This window comes from Mesorhizobium sp. M7A.F.Ca.CA.004.12.1.1 (assembly GCF_003997835.1).
Classification (GTDB): Bacteria; Pseudomonadota; Alphaproteobacteria; order Rhizobiales; family Rhizobiaceae; genus Mesorhizobium.
Genome location: NZ_RZRK01001495.1, coordinates 1 through 485 on the forward strand (window position 1 = coordinate 1; position 485 = coordinate 485).

Below are 485 nucleotides of genomic sequence, written 5' to 3' on the forward strand. Positions count from 1 at the left end.
CGAGTAGGAGCAGCGGGATCGCGCCGAGCACGGCGCCGGCGATGGCGGTTTCCTGCGAGACGGTGCCGGCATCGGCCGAGAGGCCATCGACTCGCGCTGGAGGCAAGAGATGCATGAAGGCGCCAAGCAGGCCGCGCGAGGCCGCGTGTGCGGCTATGAGGGCGAAGAGGGCCTGAGTGGGATCGACGAACTCCGACAGCGCGCTCCAGCGGATCAGCAGCGACAGGCCCAGCGCCATGGCACCATAGGCGCCGATGCGGCTGTCGCGCATGATCTCGAGTTTGCGGCCGCGTGATTTGCCGCCGCCAAAGCCGTCGGCGACGTCGGACAGCCCGTCCTCATGCAGGCAGCCGGTGGTGAGCACGGTTGCCACGAGAGCAAGGGCCGCCGCTGGCCCCATGGCCAGGCCAAACCGTTCGGCCGTGGCAAAGACGATGGCGCCGATCAGGCCGACGACAAGTCCGGCGATGGGGGCTGCCCAGATT

Annotated in this window: 1 protein-coding gene; it reads right to left on the bottom strand. The window is 69.1% G+C overall.

Features of this window, described 5'->3' with window-relative positions:
• Positions 1–485, bottom strand: a 485-nt coding sequence (locus tag EN984_RS37215; RefSeq protein WP_206517602.1) for an adenosylcobinamide-GDP ribazoletransferase, incomplete at both ends; no start/stop codon positions are given.